The sequence below is a fragment of the Saccharibacillus kuerlensis DSM 22868 genome, from assembly GCF_000378145.1.
Classification (GTDB): Bacteria; Bacillota; Bacilli; order Paenibacillales; family Paenibacillaceae; genus Saccharibacillus; species Saccharibacillus kuerlensis.
Map to the genome: position 1 here is coordinate 37,813 of NZ_KB899294.1, position 19,451 is coordinate 57,263.

The 19,451-nt window shown below is 52.3% G+C and carries 13 protein-coding genes; 9 read left to right on the top strand and 4 right to left on the bottom strand.

Translation table 11 applies throughout. From position 1 onward, the window contains the following. Positions 1–49 precede the first annotated feature (49 nt). The 5 genes from F456_RS0115860 (at position 50) to F456_RS22820 (ending at position 8,177) form a co-directional block, all read left to right on the top strand. Entirely contained in the window at positions 50–898 is an 849-nt protein-coding gene (locus F456_RS0115860) for a MerR family transcriptional regulator (protein ID WP_018978034.1), read from the top strand. Next, entirely contained in the window at positions 891–3,002 is a 2,112-nt protein-coding gene (locus tag F456_RS23725) for an ABC transporter ATP-binding protein (protein ID WP_018978035.1), read from the top strand. The genes F456_RS0115860 and F456_RS23725 overlap by 8 nt, the downstream gene beginning before the upstream one ends. A gap of 295 nt (positions 3,003–3,297) precedes the next feature. Then, positions 3,298–3,909: a VanZ family protein gene (locus F456_RS0115870; RefSeq protein WP_018978036.1), complete on the top strand. Its 612-nt coding sequence runs from the start codon at positions 3,298–3,300 to the stop codon at positions 3,907–3,909. Between the two features lie 157 nt (positions 3,910–4,066). Continuing rightward, the gene (locus tag F456_RS0115875; RefSeq protein ID WP_018978037.1) at positions 4,067–4,441 is read left to right on the top strand and encodes a DUF2750 domain-containing protein; all 375 of its coding nucleotides are present in this window, start codon (positions 4,067–4,069) and stop codon (positions 4,439–4,441) included. Positions 4,442–5,057: 616 nt separating this feature from the next. Then, positions 5,058–8,177: a glycoside hydrolase family 9 protein gene (locus F456_RS22820; protein WP_018978038.1), complete on the top strand. Its 3,120-nt coding sequence runs from the start codon at positions 5,058–5,060 to the stop codon at positions 8,175–8,177. A gap of 111 nt (positions 8,178–8,288) precedes the next feature. Here F456_RS22820 and F456_RS0115885 read toward each other — a convergent pair whose 3' ends face one another. Then, on the bottom strand, positions 8,289–10,238 hold the full coding sequence (locus tag F456_RS0115885; RefSeq protein WP_018978039.1) for an FAD-dependent oxidoreductase: 1,950 nt from the start codon (positions 10,236–10,238) through the stop codon (positions 8,289–8,291). Positions 10,239–10,488: 250 nt separating this feature from the next. Here F456_RS0115885 and F456_RS0115890 point away from each other — a divergent pair, with 250 nt between their 5' ends. Then, positions 10,489–11,427, top strand: coding sequence for an alpha/beta fold hydrolase (locus tag F456_RS0115890; protein ID WP_018978040.1), 939 nt, complete (start codon positions 10,489–10,491; stop codon positions 11,425–11,427). 214 nt (positions 11,428–11,641) lie between these two features. Continuing rightward, the gene (locus tag F456_RS0115895; protein ID WP_018978041.1) at positions 11,642–12,133 is read left to right on the top strand and encodes a hypothetical protein; all 492 of its coding nucleotides are present in this window, start codon (positions 11,642–11,644) and stop codon (positions 12,131–12,133) included. A 242-nt stretch (positions 12,134–12,375) separates the two neighbouring features. Here F456_RS0115895 and F456_RS0115900 read toward each other — a convergent pair whose 3' ends face one another. From F456_RS0115900 to F456_RS0115910, 3 genes are read right to left on the bottom strand one after another with little or no spacing between them, the layout of a single operon-like run. Beyond that, on the bottom strand, positions 12,376–13,824 hold the full coding sequence (locus F456_RS0115900; protein ID WP_018978042.1) for an FtsW/RodA/SpoVE family cell cycle protein: 1,449 nt from the start codon (positions 13,822–13,824) through the stop codon (positions 12,376–12,378). Next, complete coding sequence (locus F456_RS0115905) at positions 13,821–15,413, bottom strand: FtsW/RodA/SpoVE family cell cycle protein (protein WP_018978043.1); 1,593 nt, start codon at positions 15,411–15,413, stop codon at positions 13,821–13,823. The genes F456_RS0115900 and F456_RS0115905 overlap by 4 nt, the downstream gene beginning before the upstream one ends. After that, entirely contained in the window at positions 15,410–15,742 is a 333-nt protein-coding gene (locus tag F456_RS0115910) for a PadR family transcriptional regulator (protein ID WP_018978044.1), read from the bottom strand. The genes F456_RS0115905 and F456_RS0115910 overlap by 4 nt, the downstream gene beginning before the upstream one ends. A gap of 187 nt (positions 15,743–15,929) precedes the next feature. Here F456_RS0115910 and F456_RS22825 point away from each other — a divergent pair, with 187 nt between their 5' ends. Continuing rightward, positions 15,930–17,315: a M14 family zinc carboxypeptidase gene (locus tag F456_RS22825; RefSeq protein ID WP_018978045.1), complete on the top strand. Its 1,386-nt coding sequence runs from the start codon at positions 15,930–15,932 to the stop codon at positions 17,313–17,315. A gap of 427 nt (positions 17,316–17,742) precedes the next feature. Beyond that, on the top strand, positions 17,743–19,440 hold the full coding sequence (locus tag F456_RS0115920; RefSeq protein ID WP_018978046.1) for a proline--tRNA ligase: 1,698 nt from the start codon (positions 17,743–17,745) through the stop codon (positions 19,438–19,440). Positions 19,441–19,451 lie beyond the last annotated feature (11 nt).

A 19,451-nucleotide genomic window follows, 5' to 3' on the forward strand; every position in this document is an offset into this window, starting at 1 on the left:
TCAACCCCTATACTGAGGCCAAGAATAAATGGGAAAAGGTGGGTGGAACATGGAACATAGCGGAGCATCTTCGCCAAAAGTATCGAACGAAGCGCAGACCGTCTATACGATCGGCGCTTTCGCCAAACTGACGGGAGTGACGGAGCGGACGCTGCGTTTTTATCACAAAAAAGGACTGCTTGCGCCTTCGGGCTACAACGATCTCGGCCACAGGCTGTATACCGAACGCGATCTGATCCGACTTCAGCAGATTTTGACGCTCAAATTTCTGGACTACCCGCTGGACCGGATTGCCGGCGAACTGGAAGTGGAGGGCGAAGCGCTCAAGCGCTCGCTTGAACGCCAAAGGCAGCTGCTGCGGCAGAAAAGGGAGCAGCTCGACCGGATGCTGGACGCTCTGGACGATACGCTCAACCTGGCAGAGGTCGAGGAAGGGAAAGTCTGGGAAACAGACATTCTGCTGCTCATGATCCGTTCAATCTCGTTGGAAGCGGAGCAGCGCCGCCGGATGGAAGAGCGTCTGCCGGAGGAGCTTGCTAACCTATTCTGGATGGACGGCATCCCGAAATCCGAACGGAGAAAAAGGGAGCGGGAGATGATGAATCAAGTTGTACACCTAAAAAAATTGATGCAATCGGGCCGCCCGCCTGAAGACCCGGAAGTGCAGAAGATCGCCTCGGGACTGAATCGACAGGCGAGCAAGCTGCTGGAACAGCTGGGCCGTCCGCTGTCTCCGGAAGAGTTGGAGGAACTGGAGGCATTCATGAAAGCGGAGACTCCGCTGCATGTTCCGCTGTTATTCACGAATGAGGAGGAGCATTATCTGGAGCGTATGTGGGCACAGACGGAGAATGACGGAATGAATCAAGGGATAAAGGGGGACGAAATGCATGAGTAGAAGCGGGGAAGCGCAGGAGAACGCGGTGAGCACAAGCGGAAAGACAGCGCCCGTCAAGCCGAAGTCGGCACTGCCAGAACGAACGGACACTGACCTACTGCGAAAAGAGGGAAACGGAAAGAAGGGGGAAGCGGACAGCGAAGGGACGACCGGCGAAGGAGTGAACGGAGCGTCCTCGCCTGGCTGGGGGACGTTTTGGCGGCTGATTGCACGGTACCGCCCCAAGGGATGGCTGATTGCCGCTGCCGTCATTCTGGGGCTGTTCGAGACTCTGGTGACATTGGCGATTCCGCTGCTGACCAGCCGGATGGTTGACGGGTTTTCGGCAGCCAATCTGACCGGCCGGACCGTTGCGCTGCTGGCGGCGGCGTTTCTCGGGCAGGCTCTGATGGCGGGCTTTGCCATGTATACGATGTCCTATGTAGGACAGTTTATTGTCTCGGGACTGCGGCGGGACCTGTGGAAACGGGTGCTCAAGCTTCCCGTCTCGTTCTTCGACCGGAATACGTCGGGCGAGACGATGAGCCGCGTTACGAACGATACGAATATTGTGCGCGACTTTATTACGGGACAGGTGATTTCGTTCCTGTCCGGAATCGTGTCGATTGTTGGCGCCGTCATTATCCTGCTTACGATCGATTGGAAAATGACGCTGTTTGCGCTGCTCGCTATTCCGGGGGCGATGCTGCTGCTGTGGCCTGTAGGCCGCCGTATGTACGCGATCTCGCGCGATATGCAGAAGGAAACAGCCGAGTTCCAGGGTGATCTGGGCCGGGTGCTTGCGGATATTAGGCTGGTGAAAGCTTTGCTGGCCGAGCCGGCGGAAATGGAACAAGGCGAGAAACGAATCACTGGGCTGCTGCGATTCGGCCTGCGGGAAGCGCGTATTCAGTCGATCGTGTCACCGCTGATGATGACGATTATGCTGCTGATTCTCGTTGCGCTGATCGGCTATGGAGGTGCACAAGTAGCGCGCGGAGCGCTGACGGCCGGTGCACTGGTCGCGATCATTTTGTATATGTTCCAGATCGTTGTGCCGTTCACGCAGCTGGCGACGTTCTTCACCCAATTCCAGAAAGCGCTTGGCGCGACGGAACGGATTCAGGAAATTATGGAGCTTACGCCGGAGGAGCGGGAGCTTGCGGAGACAGATGAGAGGATCGGAGGAAAAGCGGCCGTCCTTCCTCACAAACAGGATGCTGGGCCGTCAGTCAAGTATGACGAGAAAGCTGCTCTCCGGAACAGTGAGCTTGCGAAGCATGAATCTGGCGACGAAGCGCTATCGGAAGCGAGGGCAGAGGAAGTGTTGGCAGGTGTGCTGGAACGCAGTACCGCCCAACTCCCGCTAACGTTCGACAAAGTGAGCTTCGGCTACTCAGCCGACAAGCCGATTCTGCAGGACTTGAGCTTCACGGCCGAAGCCGGACAGACAACGGCATTCGTCGGCCCGAGCGGAGCGGGCAAGACGACGATCTTCTCGCTGATCGAACGCTTCTATGAACCGATAGAGGGCCGCCTGCTGTACGGCGAGGAGCATGTATCAGGCATACCGCTGCGTCAATGGCGCGGACGAATTGCCTATGTCTCGCAGGAAAGTCCGGTTATGGTGGGGACGATCCGCGAGAATCTGATCTACGGCTTATCCGGTACGGATGACGCAGACGACGCGGCTGTAGAAGAAGCGGTGCGTCTGGCGAATCTGACAGAGTTTATCGCTTCGCTGCCGCAGGGTCTGGAAACACAGGCCGGCGAACGCGGCGTCAAGCTGTCCGGCGGTCAGCGGCAGCGATTGGCGATCGCCAGGGCCATTCTGCGCGATCCGGACATTCTGCTGCTGGACGAAGCGACCGCGCATCTGGACAGCGCATCGGAAGCGCTGGTGCAGCAGGCACTCGATACCTTAATGCGCAGCCGGACAACGCTGGTTATCGCGCATCGGCTCTCTACCGTGCGTGGAGCGGATAAGCTGGTCGTCATCGAGAAGGGGCAGGCTACAGGAGAAGGCACGCATGCGGAGCTGCTATCTTCGCACGCTTTTTACCGGAAGCTGGTGTATGGACAGTTTGAACCGGCAGAAGTGAATAAAGAGGAGGAGCAGAGATGAGTCAACGGGTTCCAATACCGCCGGACGACGACAAACAGGGGATCGATCGCATTCTGGTGGAACTTGATGTATGAGAGAGGAGCAGGAAATAGATAGGGAAGAGCCATATCTGCCTCGGATTGCAGTCTATACGAAGTATTTGGATTCGTTGATCGGATCGGAGGCAGCTTCGCTGCTTATTGTTCTACTTAGTAAATAAAAGGATAAAACGTGTCTTGACAACTTATTTAGAATTATCTATATTGTAAACCTGATATGAATTCCAAAAAAAGTTGAATTAAAAAGAGGTTGGAAAATGCTTGAGTTCGACATTATGAATTATGTGGCAGTATCAATTATCTTTTGTATCTATCAACTGATTCGTTTCTTATTAAAAAAAGAATTTAACTTGATTCATTTTATTTTTAAATTTGTATTTGTTTTATACATATGCCTTTTAATAAGTGTTGTATTTTTCCCTATTTTAGTAGATCAACAAGCAATATTGGCTAGAAAAGAATCTATAGGTGAGGACATCCCTTTTAACTTAGTTCCATTTAAATCGATATACGATACTTTTTCTTTTGGTCTAAACCATGGTTATTACAAGAGTTTGTCAGCAGCTTTAATAGGAAACTTTTTGCTTTTGCTTCCTTTTGGACTTTATATAAGTGCGATTTGGGGAAAGCTAAGAAAAGTGAAAAAAAGTATAGTAGTGGGTATGATTATTTCTTTGACGATAGAATCTATTCAATTATTAGAGGATATTTTTACTGCAGCGGGAAGAAGTGTAGATATTGATGATATCATATTAAATACATTAGGATTTGTAGTTGGTTGTTACGTAGGGAAGTACATGTTTCAATTCATGCAGAATCTTTCAAAAAAATATCATTTCGTATTGAAAAATAAAAAAGAGCATATTTAATATTTTTCAAGAGGTCCGGAGATTTAACTAACCGTTGGACAAGCGGAATGTAAATATTAAGGCATCAGACGCCCGTGTAAAGTCAACTTTTCCTGCGATGGGTAAATAGATTAGAAAACCGGACCATTTCCGGCGACTCGGCCATACGGGAGGACCTATGAATCTAAAACAATTCAATGCAATCGTCAGCCGGCCTGCCGATTTGCGATACGACTATTTCGTAAAAAAAACCGCAAATACGCAGATGCTGTGGGGGCTTTACAACGAAGGCTGGGCCATGACCACGGCGCCGGACGGATCTGCGCTGCTGCCTTTATGGCCCGAAGACGAGTTTGCGCTGCACTGCGCGATTGACGAATGGAACGGTTATACCAGCCGTCCGCTCGACCTGCACGCCTTTATGGAGAAAATTCTGCCCAAGCTGGAACAGGACGGAGTCAGAACGGCTATTTTTTACAACAACAGCGACTCCGCAATAGTAGGAGCGGGGAAGCTGCTTGAAGATTTGAAGGCGGCGCTGGCTCGATCATGAAAAGTGAAGAACGGGAAAAGCGGGGTTCGGTTTAAAACCGGACACCGCTTTTTTAGGATCTGTATGCAAAGCTGCTTCAGCAAAATCCGAAAGAATTTATTGAAGATGTAATAGGGGAAAAAGAAAATAAGTGCGCCTGTACACTTATTTTTTCCACATTTTTAACTTTCGCTGAAATAAGTGCTCCTATACACTTATTTCAGCGTTTTCGCGTTTCTAACCTTACTTTTATGTGAAATAGTTGCATCTACGCACTTATTGTACGATTTGGCGAGCTTTTACGGAAAATAATTGCATATAAGCACTTATTGGGCCTTACTGGAACGCGTCCCATTACGGCATATATGGGAACCAATAATCGGCTTCGTATTACGTTCAAAGGCTTTATTCAAACTTGGAAACCGGACCTGGGCGTTAAAAGCATCTTCTATTCGAAAAAGTTGATGAGATTGCGTACACGCCCTAGTGGATTTTAAGCCTTTGCTGAATAAACCTGTTGGTGAATGACTAATAAATAGGGTGAAAAAACTCGGATTTAAGGGGTATAATTCATCGGAAAAATCCCCTATGCTGTTAATTGAAAGCGTTTACTTATAAAACGGAGGGATGTTCATTCATGTATCAACGAACCAAGACTCTCGGTACCAAGCGCACGTTGTTTAAAGTTGTCGGTGGACTGCTGGCGGTTTCTCTAGCTTTTCCGGCCGTAGGACCAGTCGCGACGATTCATGCCGAGGAAGCCATAGAGTACGCGCCGCCGGGAGGGCCCGACTGGAACAAACTGCGTGATATTGTAATCGCCGATTACGGATGGGGCGACAAAGTTACCGTAACCGATGACGTGTATCAGGAGCAAACCGGGAAAAAGATCGAGACTTCCGGTAACTGGATTGCACATTACACGACCAACGGTTGGCAGACCTTCGATTTCTCACGTTATGGTGCCAACGGTACGCTGGAATTTGATGCGGTCGGTATAGAAGGCGGAGAATCGTTCCGTATCGGTTTCCGGGACGGCGTGCATGAACGTCTGCAAGCCAACGGCGAATTCTACATAGACAACGACAATAATCCGGAAGAAACAAATATCGATGTCTTCTCCAAAGATGTAAGCGAATACAAGCCTCTTACGACGGAATGGCAGCATTACTCGATTCCGCTCAAAGATCTTTTTGGCTCGGATCCACTCTTTGACCCGAGTCAGGTTCAGCTTTTGAAACTTGCCGGGGACAGCTCGGTCACATTCCGTATCGCCAACATCAAAGTCGTATCGCCGGATACCGAAATATCGGCTGCACCGATCAAAGTTAACCAAGTCGGTTATTTGAACGAGGGCGAGAAGTATGCACTGGTCAGCGGCTATTACAATGAGCTGAACGCTACAGTCGGCACGCCGTTCGAGGTCAAGCGTACTTCCGACGGTACGACCATGTACAACGGAACACTGTCTCTGATCAAAGCTTACGATCCCTCCTCGGGCGAAAAAGTACTGAAAGCCGACTTTACGCCGCTGCGGGAACCGGGCGAATACGAGATCGTCGTAGATGGAATTGCTGCACCGTCCGTTCCATTCAGATTAGGTACGGACGTATACGGCGATCTGCTTACAGACGTCCAGAAATTCTTCTATTACCAGCGTGCCAACGACGATCTGGACGCTGAACATGCAGGAGAATTTGCGCGCGAAGGCCTGCACAAGATTGACAGCAATCTTCCGCTTCAATCCAATCCTTCGATTACCAAAGACGTATCCGGCGGATGGTGGGATGCGGGCGACACCGGCAAATACGTGACGGCCGCGGCAACCGCGGTATCGGACCTGCTCTGGGCGTACGAGGCGTATCCGACAGCTTTCCCGGACAGACAGCTCAACATCCCGGAAAGCGGGAACGGGATCTCCGACCTGCTGGACGAGATCAAGTTCGAGACGGACTTCTTCCTGAAAATGCAAGATCCCGAGACGGGCGGATTTTACGCTTACGTCATTCGCGAGCCTGAACCGAAGCGTTTCATCATGGACGGAACCGGAGATAAGAGTGTGATTCCAACCGCTCAGACCGCCAATACGGTCGGTGCTCTTGCTCACGCTTCGCTCGTATTCAAATCGGACCCGGCACTTGAAGACTATTCGAATACGCTGCTGAAATCGGCGGTCGACGGATGGACGTTTCTGGAGAATCATCCGGAATACATTGCGCAGCCGGACGGTCCTTACAATGACAACAACGATAAAAACGACCGCTTCTACGCTGCGGCCGCGTTGTATCGGGCAACGGGAGAAGCGAAGTACGGCGATTATGTCAAAGCTCACTACCAGAATTTCGAAAACGTGTTCGAATCGACAAACTTCTCGCACGGGATCAATGGTATGGAAATGATCGGCTACTACCATTATCTGAGTGCATCGCAGGTTGATCCGGAAATCCGCGATTGGTTTGCTCCGAAATATGAAGTTTGGCGGGACAAAGTACTGGATGCCACGCTGAACGACGCGGTATGGCGCAATTCGACGCAGGACAACTTCTATTGGGGTGCCAACTCCAATGTGGCAAGCGTACCGGTAAGTCTGGCGATCGGCAGCCGAATTCTGGGCACGTTCGACGAAGCCAATATCCAGGCGGCAGCCAGCAACCTGAATTATCTGCTGGGCATCAATCCGCTTCAGCTCAGCTATATTACCGGCCACGGAGAAAACCGTATTCGCAGCACGCACCATGAAATTTACATGCGCGACTTTATTATCGAAATGCCGAACGGCTATATGGCAGGCGGGCCGAACAGCTCCAAGGCCAAATTCCCGGCCAAAGCCTACAACGAATCTACAATCGATTGGGAGACCAACGAACAGGCGCTGAATTACAATTCGCCGCTGATTTATCTGACAGCGATGCTGCAGGAAGCCCAGTTGTCCGAACCGACGAATCCGACGCCTACGCCGACGAATCCGGCGCCGACATTCCCGGTACCGTCGAACCCGGCTCCGTCAGCTCCGGCGCCTTCGACACCGGTGACCCCGCCGGCTTCAAATGGACAGCCGGCACCTTCAACACCTGCACCTGCGCCGGCAGTGCCTCAACCAGCGCCTGCACCGAGCGTATTCAACTCCCGTGCGATAGATGCGGGTAGACTGCTGCAGAATCTGCAGGAGCGTCAGGGAAATGCCGGTAACACGGCTCCGCGCGTCTTCTCCGATGCCAACGGTCACTGGGCAGCGCGTGTGCTGAACGGCTTCGCCAAGCTCGGTGTGATTGAAGGTTACGCAGACGGAACGGTGAAACCGAACGCGGCCGTAAGCCGCGCCGAATTTGCGGTCCTGCTGGACAGGCTGTTCGGACTCCAAGCCGACACTTCGCAATCGGCTGAATTTACAGACATTAACGGACATTGGGGCGGCAATTCGATCCGTAAGCTCGCTTCACTCGGTATCTTGAACGGTTACGGCGACGGCAGCTTCAAGCCGGGCAAAAGCCTAAGCCGTCAGGAAGCGGTTGTGATCTTGTCCCGTATTCTGGAGCTGCAGAATGCTGCAGTTACGACAAACCCGCCTTCGGTAACCGATCTCGATCGGGCAGGAAGTTTTGCTGCTGACGCGATCAATACAGCGGCGCAGTATGGGCTGATCAAAGGCGGAACATTCCGCCCTACGGCCGAAGCGACACGTGCCGAGATGCTGCAAATGCTCTGGAATGCCCTGGAGCTCGATCCCGATTTCAAACAGCTGCTGGATTCGCTGTAATTCAGCTGTAATTCAGCTGTAATTCAATAGGTACACAAAAAAGCTTGGCCTAGTCCGAAAGAGGACTGAGCCAAGCTTTTTCTTATGATTGGATTCAAGGAAGTGCAGCTTCTATCGAACCGGGTTCTCTGCGGTTTCGTCCGGCAGGAAATGCCGCGACAGATCCCCGAACAGCGAGTAATAGTCGCCATTCGTTAACTTGTTCGGATCGCTGATCAGGTTCAGCGTCTCCTGCTGCAGCCAGCCGTCGGCAAGCAGCGTTTCCAAGGCGCTGCCTTCAGGTACAGACAGGTCCATGGCGCTGGCAATCAATCCGGCGGCGATTTCCAGAGTCAAATCCTCTTTGGCGGGATCGGCGTAGCCGGCCAGTACGCCTTCCATTTCGCCCGGGAAGAAATCCCGGTGCAGCAGGCGCACGGCTCGTACAGCGTTGAAGAAGCGCTGTACGTTAGCTTCATTGTCGAGTCCCCAGCCGTCGTTCTCGTATCCGCCGGACGTCAAATACATATTGGCGGCGATCAGCATACCGGGATAATGCTTATGCTTCGTGTATTCCGGCTGCGGAAGATCAGGCCGTGACAAGTCCACGCCCTGCTTACGGAGCTGCTTCTTGAGCGCTTCGATTCGCTCTTCCGAACCGGATAATTCGCGCAGACTCATATCGGAGTCCAGCGCGAGCTTGACTGCGGCTCCGGCCGCTTCGGCAGTCGCCATGCCAATGGGAATCGTCCGTGCACTGCCGTGCGGCACGGTATCGAACCCGGCCGAACGTCCGACGACGAGCAGGCCGTCAACGGTCTTCGGCACGAGCGTACGGAATGGAACACCATACTGGCTCGGCTTCATAAGCACCGTACCGATTCGTCCGTCGCTTGTGCTCTGAATATCGACCGGATACGAACCGTAGGCGATATCGTCCCAGTGGGAACGATTCTCCATCACGTCTGCCAGATTCAGGCGGTACTCGGCTTTAAGATGGCGGGATTCCCGCAGGTACAATTCGCTGGCCACGCCGTCATACTCCAGCGCAGCCATTTCCGGGAAGCGCTGCTTTAGGAAGTCGACGATTTTTGGCGCTTCCGCCGTACCGATTTCCATCCCCCGCTTCACCGATTCCGGATCAAGCGGGTCTACGCCGAACAGCAGCAGGGCATTGATCAAGATGGTCCCGTCATTTTGCCGACCGATATTCAATCCGCGCATCTTCACTTTTGTCGGATCGCTTGACGGATATTCCGCGGCTTCCTTATAGCCCCACACGCTCATCTGGTCAATACCGGTGTCATTGTGCTTGGCAAGCTTATTCCAGATTTCTTGAGTCATGCCTTTCATACGAAACACGAGCGTGGAAGCCATAAGGCTGTCCGTGTCGCCGATATCTTCGCGCCCGAGCGTAAACTGGGCTCCCGCTTCGGCGGCCACATCGGCATTCTGCGTTGCATCGATCAGGGCGGAAGCAAGCACTCTCTGCTCGGTTCCATCCTGCAGCGTAATGTTCATACCGGTGACGACCGTACGGCCGTCGAGCGTACCGGTAATCGGAGTCATAGCGCGCGTTCCCATTACCAGATCAATATTGGGTTCGGCTTTGACCATTTTATAAAATACATTGGCCGCGACATTTACATCAAATGAAGAGCCTTCGACTTGATCGTACCATTCTTGAAAAAGGCCTTTATTTAAATAATTCGCCGGTCGAAATTGCGGGAAGAAAAACGGCTGCTTCGGTGAATAGTTAAGGTCGATCGTATTCAGTCCGCCGACTGTCATCAGCCCGCCCAGCATGGTCCGATCATGTCCGTCGACCAGCAGTACGTTCAGCCCGTTGCGCGCGGCAGAGATAGCGGCAGCGATCCCTTCCGGATCAGTGCCGGCAACAATTACATCGTACTGTTCCGAAATGGTGTCGGCCGAGACGACAGGGATAAGCGCTTCGGGAACGCCGTGGTTAACGAGTCGGCTCTGTTCCAACTGCCGGAAGAGCAGAAGAGCTGCGATACCCAGCACGCATACGACGGCAAGAGAAAGAGCGACGGTTTTTTTCCAGTTTTTCAAACGCATTGATGTAGAATTCCTTTCTGAAATCCGGCGAAGCCGCTTGATTTACATGAGGTTTTTTTGCAGACGCATGTTCTGAATATATCGGTTTTTGGACAGGGTAACAAGCTTTCGCCAAGGATTAGAGAGTAACAATATTGTAATGAAAAGGAGAATTCAGGCTTATAAAGGGAAAAGAGAGGTTAAAAACTTCCTTGAACGTCTATAGATTATAAAAGGAAACGATCCCGATTCGGACAAAGGAGGAGAACGCATGAAGGTGCAGGCAGAACGCGAGCTGGAAGCCCGAATTAAGCATGGTTATGCCGATGTGAACGGAGTGCTGCTGCATTACGTGGAAGGTGGAGAAGGACCGCTGGTCCTGCTGCTGCACGGATTTCCGGATTTCTGGTATACATGGCGGAATCAGATTCCGGCATTGATCGATGCGGGTTACCGAGTGGTGGCACCGGATCTCCGCGGTTACAACGAGTCGTCGAAGCCGAGCGGCATATCGAGTTACCGGATCGAGGAATTGTGCGCCGATGTTGACGGACTGATTGAGCATTTTGGCGAAGAAAAAATTCTGCTGGCGGGTCATGATTGGGGAGGAAATGTGTCTTGGTTCTTCGCTATGCGCTATCCGCATCGGGTGCGCCGGCTTGCCGTACTCAATATGCCGCATCCCCAACGTATGCTGGAAGGAATGCGGACGCTTCGTCAACTGCGAAAAAGCTGGTATATCTTCTTCTTCCAACTTCCGAATCTGCCAGAATGGATGATGAGAGCGGGCGGTTTTAGCATGCTGCGCGGCCTTTTGCGAAGCGAACCTAATGAACCTTTTACCGAAGAAGAACTGCAGCATTATGTGAAAGCCTTTGAAGGACCGCGTACTATCGAATCCGCTATTCATTATTATCGGGCAATTATGCGGTATCCTTCCGAGCTGAAAAAGAGCGATATGCAGATCGTTATGGCGCCGGTGCTGGTGTTGTTCGGCGACCGCGATCCGCACTTGTCGAAGGAACTGGCACGTCCGTCAGCGGAACTGGTGCCGAATGTGGAAGTTCATCATTATCCACAGGCAGCTCATTGGGTGCAGCATGACGAGGCGGAAGAGGTGTCAAGACGACTGACAGACTTCTTTGGGAAAGCTGCTGAAGATTCCTATGCACCCGGAACGGGGGAGCCGCTTCTTCACAACCAGCTATAAAACCCGGACTTACGCAGGGGATGTAATAGATGGAAAAAGAGAGCTAAACAGGATGATGGACGTATGTATTTTGGGACTAATTACGTAGTAAAATAGAGAGTATAAGATAGAGAGTTATCAGAATAGAAGTTATAAGAATAGAGAGTCATCAGAATAGAAGTTATACGTATAAAGAGTAATCAAGTTGATTTTGATACAGGGAGGGGTGTTAAAAGTGGAAAAAATATCTTTTGCAAAGGGAGATCTGGGGAACTGGACGGTTAACTATAGACCTTCGAATATTATAAATCCGGATCTTGCGCGTGCAGTTCCGCAGAGCGGATCTGCGGCGCCGGCGCCAAGAGTCGGTAAATCCGGACAAAGCGGCGAACCGGCCGGGGCGCTTGAGCGGTTTGGCGAAGCAGAGCAGCGAAAGCTGGAAGCTCGTCGGGCCGAGAAACAGGCGGAAGAACGACTGGCGCAGCAGAAGCTGCTGCAGATGTTCTATGCGGAGCGAGCCAAGATTGAAGTCTCGCCTGAAAAGCTCAAAGCCACAGCGAAAGCGATGGCGGAGCGCTCGATCGAGCAGTCGATGATTACCGACGGCATATCCATGAAGGTCGAATGGAGATCGGAACTTCATAAGGTCAGCATGGAGATCAGTCAGGAAGCGTACGCCAAGCTGAACGAGCAGGCCGATTCGAATAATAAGCCGGCAGTTAACTGAATAATGTTCTTTGTAAGTACACGGGCGGTATTTATCCGGGATCGATAATCTGCAGCCGTACGGATTCAGCATTATGCACTTAAGTTTTATCTTGAAGTGGCTGTACATAGAACATGTGTTGAATTAGATAAACATAACAAAAGACTCCTCATATCGAGGAGTCTTTTGTTATGCAAATACAGATGCTCAGAGCTCAAGAGAAAATCTTATAATCGTTAAAGCGCAGGTGACATTAAGAAATCTTACAGGCTGCGCGTGCTTTGAGTTCCTGCTGCCGCTCTATGAACCCAAATTATATCCTTACGCCGGTAAATGCCGAGAATCAAGCCGAAGATCGCACAGTTGATGATCGCTGTGCTGCCGCCGTAGCCGATAAATGGCATCGCGATCTTCGTGAACGGCAGCAGACCAAGCGACGCTCCGATTCCGTAGATCCATTGCCCGGCCAGCAGAATCGACAGCCCGGCCGCAAGGGAGCGTCCGTAATAATCCGTAATGGCCCGGACCGCACCCAGAAGCAGAACAACCAGCCATACGATGCAGACCACCAGGATACCTGCCGCGATCCATCCGAAGCTGTAGGTCAGGTAAGGGAAAATGGCATCGGCATAGGGATAAGTGATCGATTGTCCGGAAGAACCAAAGCCCTGTCCCAACCAGCCGCCTTCCCGGATTGCTGCTGCCATGGTGGTATTTGCGTAATTAGCGTCCGGCGTCAGAGGATGAGGGGCAAAGACCGCCATTATTCGATCCTGCCAGTATTCATTTCGTAAATAAAGGCTTACCGCCGAAGCCGCTGCCGCGGCAGGCAACGCGTACAAATAGATTCGGGAACCTCCAGCTCGCGAAAAAAGCAGCAAAGAGGCGATAAGATACAGGGATAATAGCAGCCACGCCAGCAGAGAGAAATAGATATACAGCGCGACAGGCAGCAGTATTAGAGCGATTGCGACCCATTGACGTCCGCTGTTCCATTTTTCATCTTTTAAAGTCAGCCGTTCGAATAGTCCGGGTAACGCGAGCAAAAACAGGATGAACATGCATAAGGTCCAGTTCAGCGTAATGCCACCGATATTCACCCAACCGAGCGTTCCATTGATCATAGTTGAGCCGAACGTGAAGAACAGAATTGTAAGAAGGATCGTGATCGTATACAACCAAACCGCATGCTTTTTCAGCAGACGATAGTCGAAAAAGGTAAAGAGAATAAGCGCTGCAATCCCCATCCCGTAATATACACTCTGCTGCTCGCCGAAATTGATGAATTGGAATATGCCATCACCCGAGGCCGCCAGCGAGAACAGGGCTAACAGTCCGATCGCCACAATCGCCGTCAGCGGCACTAGCAGCTTCCAGTTGAATTTCGGCCGATGAACCTGCCCCAGCGTCCCGCCGACTTCGTCCGCGTCGCCCATCTGCGCAAGCGCCCAGGATGCAGCTTCGAGCGGCGAAGCGCCGGAGTCTTCGCGCCCTGCCGCCAGCTCGTCGATATGCGCGCGCATCTCTTCCCGCAGCTCGGGATGCAGCTCCTTGGCTTTGATACGGGCGCACATGCGATCCAGATAAGCGTCGACGAGGAGATCGGCGTCCGGGCGTTCCTGACTCTGGACGTCCGCTTCGAACTCGAATCCTTTTCCTGCCGATGAGACCTTGGACGATTCGTTATGTGCTTTTGTGTGATCTGAACTCATGAAGGCACTCCTTTCGCTTTAGCTCCAGTGTTCTTGGTGTTAGACAATCGTTCCTTCGGTACGATGTCTCTGCGCCGATGAATGCCCAGCATCAAGCCGAAGAGGGCGAAGTAGACAATAGAAGAGCTGCCGTAACTGAGAAAAGGTAGATGCACATCGATATACGGCAGTAAGTTCAGGGATGCGCCGATCGTATAAAGGGTTTGAACGATAAAAGCAGATGAGAATAGAACGATCAGCGTTTTGCCGTACAAGTCACGTACCTGCCGAATTGACCGAAGCAGCTGAACGATCAGATAACTTAAGATGCCTAGAAAAACGGCGGCGCCGATCCAACCGAAACTGTAGATAAAATAAATGAAAACCATATCGGAATAGATATCGGCCATCGGAGCAAAAGATGAACCGAAGCCATGGCCCCATAGACCAGAGGCATTCAAGACTTCGCTGATCCGATCATTCAAGAAACGTACATCCGGATTGACCGATTGAGGGGCATACACCGATTGGAACAGACCGATGCGCCTTGCAGCCCAATCGGCCCAATAATGGGATTGAAGCAGGTACAGGCCAATCCCCGCAGACAGAACAGCCGATGCAGGGAGAAAGGTCCGCAGATGCTCTCTTCTCCCGCAGAATTTCACATACAGGGGCAGAGCAAGCATCAGGTAAAAAACAGCCGTCAAGGTCTTGTGCATCCCGATATAAGGCAGCACCGGTACAATCAGAAGCCCTATCAGAAGCATCACGGACGGTGCGTAAGGAGATTGGCTGCGCCAATCCTGGCGAGTCAGCAGACCTGTCAGCGACAGGACGAACAAATATAGCGAAGGAGTTGTCCACTCGATCCTCCAAGCAGCCAGATTCAGGTAACCATAACCTGCCTGGCCGTCGGCTCCATCGGTCCATCCTTGAGCCGCAGTCAATAGTGTGAGCCCCAGCGTGATTACGTATAGAGCGAGCGAGTATTTCTGCAGCCGTTTGTAATCGAAAAAGATCAATGCGGTACACACCGCTGCTCCCATCAATATGTACAAAAGCTGCTCATGCGCCAGATGCAGATAAGAAAGGGGGCGGGATTTCAAGCCTTCTCCATCCGAGTAGAAGGTGTACCAGCTGGCGGTTCCGATAGAGAAAATCACTGCAAGTCCAATCGCTACAATCGCCGAGAGCGGCACCAACAGCTTCCAGTTAAACTTCGGCCGATGAATCTGCCCCAGCGTCCCGCCGACTTCGTCTGCATCGCCCATCTGCGCAAGCGCCCAGGATGCGGATTCAAGTGGCGAAGCGCCGGAGTCTTCCCGTCCTGCCGCCAGCTCCTCGATATGCCCGCGCATCTCTTCCCGCAGCTCCGAATGCAGCTCTTTCGCTTTGACACGGGCGCACATGCGGTCCAGATAAGCGTCGACGAGAAGGTCGGCTTCGCGGCGTTCCTGCGTATCGTTTGACCGCAGATCTCCTGACCGCAAATCTTCCGACTGCGTATCGCTCAACTGCGCCTCGCGGCTGGAGACTTTTGCGCCGCCGTCAGATGCTGGTATGTCGGCCAAGCCTTCCAGGTTGTCCTTTTCCCGATCGAATCCGCTCATGCCCGACCCTCCCCGAGCACCGAATTAACCGCGCCGCTGAAAACCCGCCATTCTTCCTTCTTCTGTTTGAGCTGCTTCAGTCCGGCGTCGGTCACCGTGTAATATTTGCGTTTGCGGCCGCCGCTTTCTTCCCAGTGCGATTCTACCCAACGCTCGGCCTCCATCGCGTGCAGAATAGGGTAAAGTGTGCCTTCTTTAAGCGCGAATACGCCATCCGAACGACTATCCAACTCCTTGATCAGTTCGTAACCGTACATACTTTTGCTCGACAGAACGGTCAGCACCAGCGCGCCGGTTGAGCCTTTCAGCAGTTCTTTGCTTACTTTCACCTTGGAACGTCCTCCTTTTATCTATACCTAGAATTACTATGTATCGTAATACTAGGCTTTGGGATATGTCAAGTTTTTGGGAAAAATGAGAAAGAAAAGGAGTTGGTGTGAAGGGACGAGAATGATAGTATGAGAGGGGAAACATTAAGAGGGCAAAGGTCAATCATCATTTTTACAGGGGGCTGTAATGAAAAAGTTCGGAATAATGCTGCTGGCCGTGATTCTCGTCGTACTGACGTTGGGGCCTGCAGGGCAATCTCAGGCAGCTGTGAAAACGATTGTCGATCCGTCGGTAACGTACTCGTATGGAGTGCTGACTCGTGACATCCGCGAGCTTGCGGCCAAGTATCCCGATATTGTCGAATACAAGTCGATTGGCAGAACGCTGTACGGACGCGAGATTTGGGCAGTAGGGCTCGGCACCGGCCGTGCCACCGTCTTTTTCAACGGCTCGCATCATGGACGTGAATGGCTGACTACCACGCTGAATATGTATATGATCGAACAGTACGCCGCCGCTTATACGGAAGGGCGCCGATTTGAAGGATATGATGTCCGGGGCATTTTGGACAAAACGAAGATCTGGTTCGTCCCGATGGTGAATCCGGATGGTGTTACGCTGCAGCAGACGGGATTGAAGAGTTTTCCGGCCAGTGTGCATCAAGCGCTGATTCGGATGAATGAAGGCAGCCGCAATTTCAAACGTTGGAAAGCGAATGCGCAGGGAATCGATCCCAACCGCCAGTATGATACGAATTGGGCCAATCTGGTCAATAACTATTACTCTCCGCGCTGGATGGGACATAAAGGAACGGCTCCGGTTACGACATTGGAAAATAAAGCGATGGTTACATTCACCTACGAAATCGATCCGGAGATCGCAGTGTCCTATCATTCGGCAGGCCGAATTCTGTTTTGGAATTTCCGTACACCAGCCGTCAACTATTCGCGGGACAAACGTTTGGCGGACATTTTTACCCGTTTTACGGGTTATAGACAGGTCAGTCCTGCTTTTAACTCAAACGGCGGAGGCGGCTATACGGACTGGTTTATTCAAAGGCTCGGACGTCCGGCCTTCACGCCGGAGATCGGCATTAAACGGGGAGAGACGCATCTTCCAGTGTCTGCCTTCCCCGAAGAATGGCGCCGCAACAAGAAAATCGGTCTATGGATTGCTGAAGAAGGCTACGCGCTCTGGGCGGCGAAGCCCCAGAACCGGATCAATCCGGTATCTCTCTTCCTCGACGGAAAGCGGGTCGAAGGCGACCCGGCGGCATTCAACGAAAGCGGCACCACGTACGTCTCTTATAAGCCGCTGCTAACCTCGCTCGGTTACAAGTTGGCCTGGGACGGAACGTCGAAGTCTGTCACAGCGAATGGTCCGCAGGGTACCTTCCGCTTTACCCTGGGGAAAAAAGAAGCTGAGCTTAATGGGCAAACGGTGACATCAAATGCGGCTCCGCGTCTGCATGAAGGTATCGGCTATATACCTGTAAGGCTGCTCACTCAGGCTGTAGGTGCGCCGTTCAGTGTCGACAAGGATACTGGCATGGTATCGATTAAGAGCCCGTAAATGGACCAGAATTCGGTCAGCATACAGTGTTATATTTTCTTCTATAACTTGACGAAACCGGCCTTTCAATGTTACAACAGTCTCACAGATTCACAACGACAATGATCAACAGCAACGACCGGGGCCATGCCTCGCGAGCGCCGAAGCCAGCAGCTTCCGGTGCATACGCTGCCGTCAGAGAGAAATCCCTTGAGCTGTGAGGATTTCCGGCAGACGCGCGAAGTCCTATCCCGCGAGCTGCGGCGCTCCATACGCCGCCGGACGTCCCCGTTAACGGACTTTGAGCCTTGATGAACCGGATATTCGTATTCGGCGCATCGGGGGAACCAGGGTGGTACCGCGAAGACGCATTCGTCCCTAACGAATGCGTCTTTATTTGCGTTCCTGGTTCGTCTGTTCATTCCATTCATTCAGAGGAGAGATTCCCATGAAACAAAGCAAACTGCTTATCCCTACACTGCGAGAAGCGCCGGCGGATGCCGAGGCGATCAGCCATAAGCTGATGCTGCGCGCGGGTCTGATCCGTCAGCTCGCTTCCGGCGTGTACACGTATCTGCCGCTCGGATTCCGGGTGCTGAAAAAGGTACAGGATATCGTACGCGAAGAGATGGATCGTGCAGGTGCACAGGAGCTGCTGATGCCAGCCATGCAGCCAGCCGAACTGTGGCAGGAATCGGGCCGCTACGATGTATACGGTCCGGAGTTGATTCGTCTTAAGGACCGTCACGGCCGTGAATTCGCACTTGGTCCTACGCATGAAGAGGTCATCACGTCGCTGATCGCGGATGAGGTCAACTCTTACCGACAGCTTCCAATGACGTTGTATCAGATCCAGACCAAGTACCGGGATGAGCGTCGTCCGCGCTTCGGACTGCTGCGGGGCCGCGAATTTCTGATGAAAGATGCTTATTCTTTCGATCGCAGCTGGGAAGAACTCGATGAAACGTATCGTGCGATGTACGATGCCTATACCCGTATTTTCACGCGCGTAGGTCTGAACTTCCGTCCGGTACAGGCGGATGCGGGCGCAATCGGCGGCGAAGGGGAGACCCATGAATTTATGGCACTGGCTGATATCGGGGAAGATACGATCGTTGTAAGCGAGAACGGCACTTACGCAGCCAACCTGGAGAAAGCCGAAATGTGGTGGGAAGCTCCTGCTGCATCCGACGCGGAAATCGCTCCAATGGACCGTGTTCATACACCGGGCGTACACACAATTGATCAGCTGTGTGCACATTTCGGAGCCGAAGCATCGGCGTTCATGAAGACGCTGCTGGTACTGGTCGACGATCAGCCGGTTGCCGTAGTCGTGCGCGGAGATCGCGAGCTTAATGAAACGAAAGTACTGAATGCGCTCGGAGGCGAGCGAATCGAATTGGCAGACAATGCGGCTGTCGAACGTCTGACCGGAGCTGAGGTAGGTTTTGCGGGACCGGCTGGATTGGCAAAAGTGAAGCTGCTTGTTGACCGCGAAGTACAGGCTATGGAATCCGGTATTGCGGGCGCTAACGAAACGGATTACCATCTGGCGAACGTCAAGCCTGGCCGCGATTTCGAAGCGGATCTGGTAGGCGACTTCCGCAATGCGGCGGAAGGCGATATGAGCCCGGACGGCAGCGGACCGCTGAAGTTCTACCGAGGTATTGAAGTTGGGCATGTATTCAAGCTGGGTACCAAATACAGCGAGAAGCTCGGTGCGGCTTACCTTGACGAAACAGGTCGTCGTCAGGATGCAATCATGGGATGCTACGGTATCGGTATCTCGCGTATTCTGTCCGCAGTGGTCGAACAGCACTACGATGATAACGGCATTGTATGGCCTGAAGAGATTGCGCCGGCGAAGGTGCACATTATTCCGGCTTCTGCCAAAGATGAAACGCAGATGAATCTGGCGAACGAACTTTATGCACGCTTTATGGCTGCAGGTATCGAAGTTATGCTGGATGACCGCGACGAACGAGCAGGCGTGAAGTTCAAAGATTCCGATCTATTGGGTATTCCTTACCGCGTTGTAGTCGGCCGTGAAGCAGCAGAAGGCCGGGTAGAATTCAAAGCCCGGACAGCAGCGGACAAAGAAACGATTTCTGTAGAAGAAGCATTTGAACGGCTTACCGGAAAATAAAGGTATTGACA

Excerpts from the sequence above, each read along its gene's own strand:
- F456_RS0115890 (WP_018978040.1), top strand. The coding sequence starts at position 10,489 with ATGAAGGTGCAGGCAGAACGCGAGCTGGAAGCCCGAATTAAGCATGGT.
- F456_RS22825 (WP_018978045.1), top strand. The coding sequence starts at position 15,930 with ATGAAAAAGTTCGGAATAATGCTGCTGGCCGTGATTCTCGTCGTACTG.
- F456_RS0115870 (WP_018978036.1), top strand. The coding sequence starts at position 3,298 with ATGCTTGAGTTCGACATTATGAATTATGTGGCAGTATCAATTATCTTT.
- F456_RS0115885 (WP_018978039.1), bottom strand. The coding sequence starts at position 10,238 with ATGCGTTTGAAAAACTGGAAAAAAACCGTCGCTCTTTCTCTTGCCGTC.
- F456_RS0115860 (WP_018978034.1), top strand. The coding sequence starts at position 50 with ATGGAACATAGCGGAGCATCTTCGCCAAAAGTATCGAACGAAGCGCAG.
- F456_RS23725 (WP_018978035.1), top strand. The coding sequence starts at position 891 with ATGAGTAGAAGCGGGGAAGCGCAGGAGAACGCGGTGAGCACAAGCGGA.
- F456_RS0115875 (WP_018978037.1), top strand. The coding sequence starts at position 4,067 with ATGAATCTAAAACAATTCAATGCAATCGTCAGCCGGCCTGCCGATTTG.
- F456_RS0115905 (WP_018978043.1), bottom strand. The coding sequence starts at position 15,413 with ATGAGCGGATTCGATCGGGAAAAGGACAACCTGGAAGGCTTGGCCGAC.
- F456_RS22820 (WP_018978038.1), top strand. The coding sequence starts at position 5,058 with ATGTATCAACGAACCAAGACTCTCGGTACCAAGCGCACGTTGTTTAAA.
- F456_RS0115900 (WP_018978042.1), bottom strand. The coding sequence starts at position 13,824 with ATGAGTTCAGATCACACAAAAGCACATAACGAATCGTCCAAGGTCTCA.
- F456_RS0115920 (WP_018978046.1), top strand. The coding sequence starts at position 17,743 with ATGAAACAAAGCAAACTGCTTATCCCTACACTGCGAGAAGCGCCGGCG.